Origin of the sequence: Neorhizobium huautlense, assembly GCF_002968575.1 — a bacterium.
Classification (GTDB): domain Bacteria; phylum Pseudomonadota; class Alphaproteobacteria; order Rhizobiales; family Rhizobiaceae; genus Neorhizobium; species Neorhizobium huautlense.
In genome coordinates, this window is sequence record NZ_PVBM01000064.1 from 1 (window position 1) to 5,045 (window position 5,045).

General features: G+C 59.0%; 3 protein-coding genes. All 3 read left to right on the forward strand.

Annotated elements, in window-relative coordinates; genetic code table 11:
* The coding region (gene virB10, locus C5L12_RS27305; protein WP_105375121.1) for a type IV secretion system protein VirB10 at positions 1–1,058 on the forward strand (1,058 nt) is incomplete at its 5' end.
* Complete coding sequence (virB11, locus tag C5L12_RS27310; protein ID WP_105375122.1) at positions 1,055–2,104, forward strand: P-type DNA transfer ATPase VirB11; 1,050 nt, start codon at positions 1,055–1,057, stop codon at positions 2,102–2,104. The genes virB10 and virB11, both read left to right, overlap by 4 nt.
* Complete coding sequence (locus tag C5L12_RS27315) at positions 2,073–4,880, forward strand: type IV secretory system conjugative DNA transfer family protein (protein ID WP_105375123.1); 2,808 nt, start codon at positions 2,073–2,075, stop codon at positions 4,878–4,880. The genes virB11 and C5L12_RS27315 overlap by 32 nt, the downstream gene beginning before the upstream one ends.
* Positions 4,881–5,045: the final 165 nt, after the last annotated feature.

Here is a 5,045-nt window from a genome sequence, read left to right on the forward strand (position 1 = left end):
CTCCACCACCCCCGCCACCGGCGCCCGTCATCCCGGCGCCGGCCCAGATCACGCCCCCGGTCGATGTCGATTGCTCGAGAGGCAAAAATCCTGACGATCCTAAGTGCATCGAGCTCGCCCGGCAGGCAAAACTGCTTGAGCGCGTGCGCTCCACCGCTGTCGTCTTCGATCAATCGGAACGCACAAGCGGGCCCGCAAGCGCTTCGCCCGACGCTACGGGAGCCGGATTGTTCGGCGCGAACGGCTCGACAGGCACGCCCGCCGGCGCAACCTCCGACGCAGCAGGTGCTGTCGATGGCGATCGCGCCTTCCTGAAGGCCATGGGCGGGCAGGGGGTACAGGTGTCAGTTGCCGCTGAGAACCGCCGTATCGATGCCTGGATCCCGCAGGGCACGATGATCCGCGGCACATTGGAAACGGCGATCAATTCCGACCTCGCCGGTATGGTGAAAGCGATCGTTCGGGAGGATGTCTATTCCTTCGACGGCCGCCGCATCCTCATTCCTGCCGGCTCCTCACTGATTGGCGACTATAAATCCGGTGTCGAACGCGGGCAGGAGCGCCTGTTCATCGTGTGGACGCGCATGATCCGTGGCGACGGTGTTTCTGTCCAGCTTGGCTCTTACGGCACGGATCGTCTCGGCCGCTCCGGCATGACAGGTGTCGTCGACCGGAAATACTGGGAGCGATTCGGGCCACCGGCGCTGATGACGATGATCGGCGGGGTCACCCAATACATTGCTCAACTCGGTCAGAAACCGGATCGAAATATCACGGTGTTCAACACTGACGGAAGCGTGACCAGCATTCCGCAGAATAACGGAACCACCTCGCAGGATCGGGCGCGCGAGATCGCGGCGGAAACGATCGCGTCCGGCATTCAGCAACTTGCGACCGAAGCTTTTCAGGACACCCGCAACATCCGCCCGACGATCCACATCGCTCAAGGCTCTGACATCACCGTCTTTGTTACCCGGGACCTCGATTTCTCGGATCTTTATCCGGACCCGGTGCGCGAGGCGTTCGAGCGCCTGCGCCGAAAAAAGGTGGGTAAATGAACGCGCACCCATCGATCTCTGCCGAGCAGCACTTTCTTTCCGAGGCGCTCGAACCCATCAGACAATTTCTCGACGATCCCGCGGTGGTCGAGATCTCCTGCCAGCGCAGCAACGAGATCTGGCTCGAGCGGGTCGGCCAGCTCAGCATGATCAGGCAAGAGATCGATGGGCTGGATCAGGAGGCGATCCGCCATATGGCGTCGCGCGCGGCGTCGTTCACCAAGCAAACCATCAATGCTCAGAATCCGCTGCTTTCGGCAACGCTCACCAACGGCGAGCGCGTTCAGTTCGTGCTCAATCCGACTTCCGCCACCGGACACGCGTTTTCGATCCGCAAGCAGTTTATCCGGCGCTTCGATCTCGACGATTATGAGAAAGCGGGCGCTTTCCGCTTCACCAAGGTAACAGGAGACGACTACATCGACGATGTCGATATCGAGTTGTCGCGCCTGCTGCGTATTGGGAAGGCGCGTGCGTTTCTGGAGCTCGCGGCCGCCAATCATCGCAGCATGTTGATCTCCGGCGGCACCTCCACCGGCAAAACGACATTCCTCAATACGATGCTCACGGCGATCCCAAACCATGAGCGTTTCATCCTTATGCAGGATACGGCCGAACTCGAGCCGCGCCAGGAAAACGTCGTCTCGTTGCTGGTCTCGAAGGGCGCCCAGGGCGAGGCGAGGGTCACAATGACAGACCTTTTGGCCTCCGCACTGCGGCTCAGGCCAGACCGGATCTTCATGGGCGAGCTGCGCGGCGACGAGGCTTTCGATTTCCTCAATGCGATCAACACTGGCCATCCGGGCTCGATGTCGACTATCCACGCGAACTCGCCGCATCATGCCTTTAATCGACTGTCGACGCTGGTGCTCAACAGCAATGTCCGCATGGAGCGTGACGACATCATCCGCTACATTCGCTCGATCATCCCGATCGTGGTCCAGTTGAAGAAGAGCGATGCCGCCGGCGGCCGCGGTGTCAGCGAGATCTATTTTGCAGACGAGGTGGACAAAGATGGCAAACGTATCCACGGACGCAGAGGCTGAACGTCCGAAGTGGACGAAGTTTCAGGAGGTCTCGGCCTTCACATTCCCGGTCGCCGTTCTCGGCGCCGCGTTGATATGGTTGCTGTTCTTCACGCTGATCTACGACGCCTATGTCACATCCTTCGGATCGAAATCCTATTACGATTATGTTGCCCAGGCACCCGGTCTCGACAGTATTGCCTACACATGGTCGGTTATCCGCGCGCGAAACACCGTCGGGCTCTCGATCCTGGCTCTGGTCCTGGCCTCGCCGTTTCTGTTTTTCCTGCTGAGCCTCTGGATGTTGAAAGGCGGCAGGGCCCTGTCGCGCAAAATCCTCTACCTGCTGCATGTGAGGTCGATGTTCACCCTGATTGCCCATACGGCGCTGATCTTTGCTGGTGCCTATGCCGGCGTCATTGTTTACGGAATCGGCTTTTATCTCGTTGCAAGCAAGGCCGGTGGGTTAGCCACAGTAGCGGACTATTATGACGCTCATCTTGCGGCGATGTATCAGGCACCCTTTGGTTACACCGACGCGTCTGGTAACTTTCAGCGACCGTCGCGGCAGACAGTGTTTGCGGCGCTCGCCGGTCTGGCGGCCGCTGGAGCCCTGGTCGGGTTTCCAATCGGGGCAGCGATCCAGAAGCGCCAGCGCATGATCATGGGTAAGGCAAGGCTGGCAACCCTGAAAGATGCCGCAGATTTTCGGTTTCGCGATAAGCACGGTATTGTCCTTGGTCTCAAGCAGGGCCTTCTTCTGCGCAACGACGGCGACCAGCATGTGATGGTCATCGGCTCGCCAGGACAGGGCAAGTCGCGCGGCTTCGTCATTCCGACGATGATGAGTTTCAAGGGATCGCAGATGGTCCTCGACATGAGTGGCGAACTGTTCGAGGAGACCTCTGGCTATCTGAAGGATCAGGGCTACGAGATTTTTCTGCTGGCGCCGGGATCGAGATTTACGGATGGTTATAACCCACTGGACCTTATCAGCGCCGATCCAAACCAGCGCATTACCGACCTGCAGAAGCTGACCCAGATGCTATTGCCAGAGCGTCTGCGCTCCGATTCCTCCGATTTCTGGGAGGAGAGCGCCAGGATCCTCCTGACAGCCATGCTTGGCTTCGTGCTTGAATGCCCCGATACGCGAAAATCGTTGAGCGAGCTCTACCGTATCCTCAATTCGATGTCGGACGAGCGCAAGGCGATCATCCAGCTTCTGGAAAACTACGAGGCGGTTCTTTCGGATCAGACCCGCATGCAGCTCACCAAATTCGCCGGTCGGCATGAAAAGCTCGGAGAGGGAATCGCGGCGGAGATCGTCGCCAAGCTCAATTTTCTCCAGAACCCCCTCGTCGAGGCGCTGACCTCCATCACCACGATCCCGATCGACACGATCAGAAAGCGCAGATTGGTGATCTTCGTTCAGGCCGACTGGAATGCGATGCAGATTTACGAGCGGCTGATTTCGATGTTCATCCAGCAGATGGCCGACAAGCTTGTGCAGATGGGACCGTTGCGAAACGGCGAACACGAAGTGCTGATGATGCTCGACGAGTTCGGCAATGGCGGGCGCATCGACACTGTTCTGACGCTTGCGCCATTGATCCGCAAGAACGGTGTGCGCTTCGTCTTTATTCTGCAGGACGGTGCGCAGCTCGAACGATTGTATCAGCGGTCCGGGCAGAAGATTCTGATGGGCGCATCCACGATCAAGCTCTTCATGAACTTCCAGAACCAAGAGGACGCAGCCGCCGTCTCTGCCGCTGCCGGCAGGACGACCGAGTGGGTCGAGCAGTCCTCTTACTCCCATCGCCATGGTCGCAGGCAACGATCCATCTCAAAGGTGCCAGTGTCCGTGGACCTGCTTCCCGTCAACACGCTGATGATGATGAAGCCGGAGGAGGCCATCCTCCAGGTCACAGGCATGCCACTCATGCGCATCATGAAACTCGATTCCGGCGGCGAGCGCATGTTCTCGAAGGTGCGGAAGTTCAAGCCGGTGACAAGACCATGCATACAGCCGGTCGAATGGACGATCGCCGATAGCGAAACCCTCAGGCCCGGCGTGTCGCAGCCTGAAACTGCTCCACCACGGAGAAAGGAGAACCGCTTGCCGGCTTCTGGGATGGAGATCGGTTTGGGCGTCATCAACCGGCCGCGGCAGCCACAGAGCATTCGATTCCTCGTCAAGGACGGCGTGCGGCACGTCTATATTTCGTCGCTCGACGAACTCCGTCAGCGTCTGGATCTCGACGAAACGCGCGAGGCGGGACGGACCGAGGAGGAATCGCGAGATGAAGAGCATACAACGGCGGAGAAGAAGCAGCCTGCGGCAACAGCCGGCCGCCAAGGAAACCGCGCCGCAGAGCGCGCTTCCGGGTCCGCCCAGGTTGATGACGTCCATATTGCGATAGATCAGGCGAAGTTGGACCGCAGTGTGTATCCCGGCTCTCCGCGAGGACCACGTAATCGGGTTCAACGAACTTCGGATATTCAGGACGAAGTTGAAAATACCCCCGTCTCGGCCATCCTGCGGCGACAGGACGTCAGAAGCGCATTCGGAGCGGACATCAAGGCCTTGAACGAGGCAATTTTTGAGCAGGCGGACGCCGGCTCGTTTGACCCGATAGAGCTGAACGCTGACGTCGAGCTCTTGATCGGAACCCTCTCCGAGCACCTGACCGAGGATAGCTCGAAAGCATTCCTGCGCGAGTTTGCCGATCGTGCTCGCGATCCACTGCGCGAAGAGGGGCCGCAAGACGACGACGACGCCGAAGACCGGTTTATGTAGGCGAAAAGCATGCGCCAAAGTACGGCTTTCCGCTGCGCGATGGCGGAGCGGAATTTGGCATTTTCGGTAAAAGCCAACAGAAGGAGGAAGATTCCGTGGGCGAAATCAGATACCTCGCAACTCGAGACCTCTTGAAAGACGATGTTATCGAGCGGATTGTTGCGG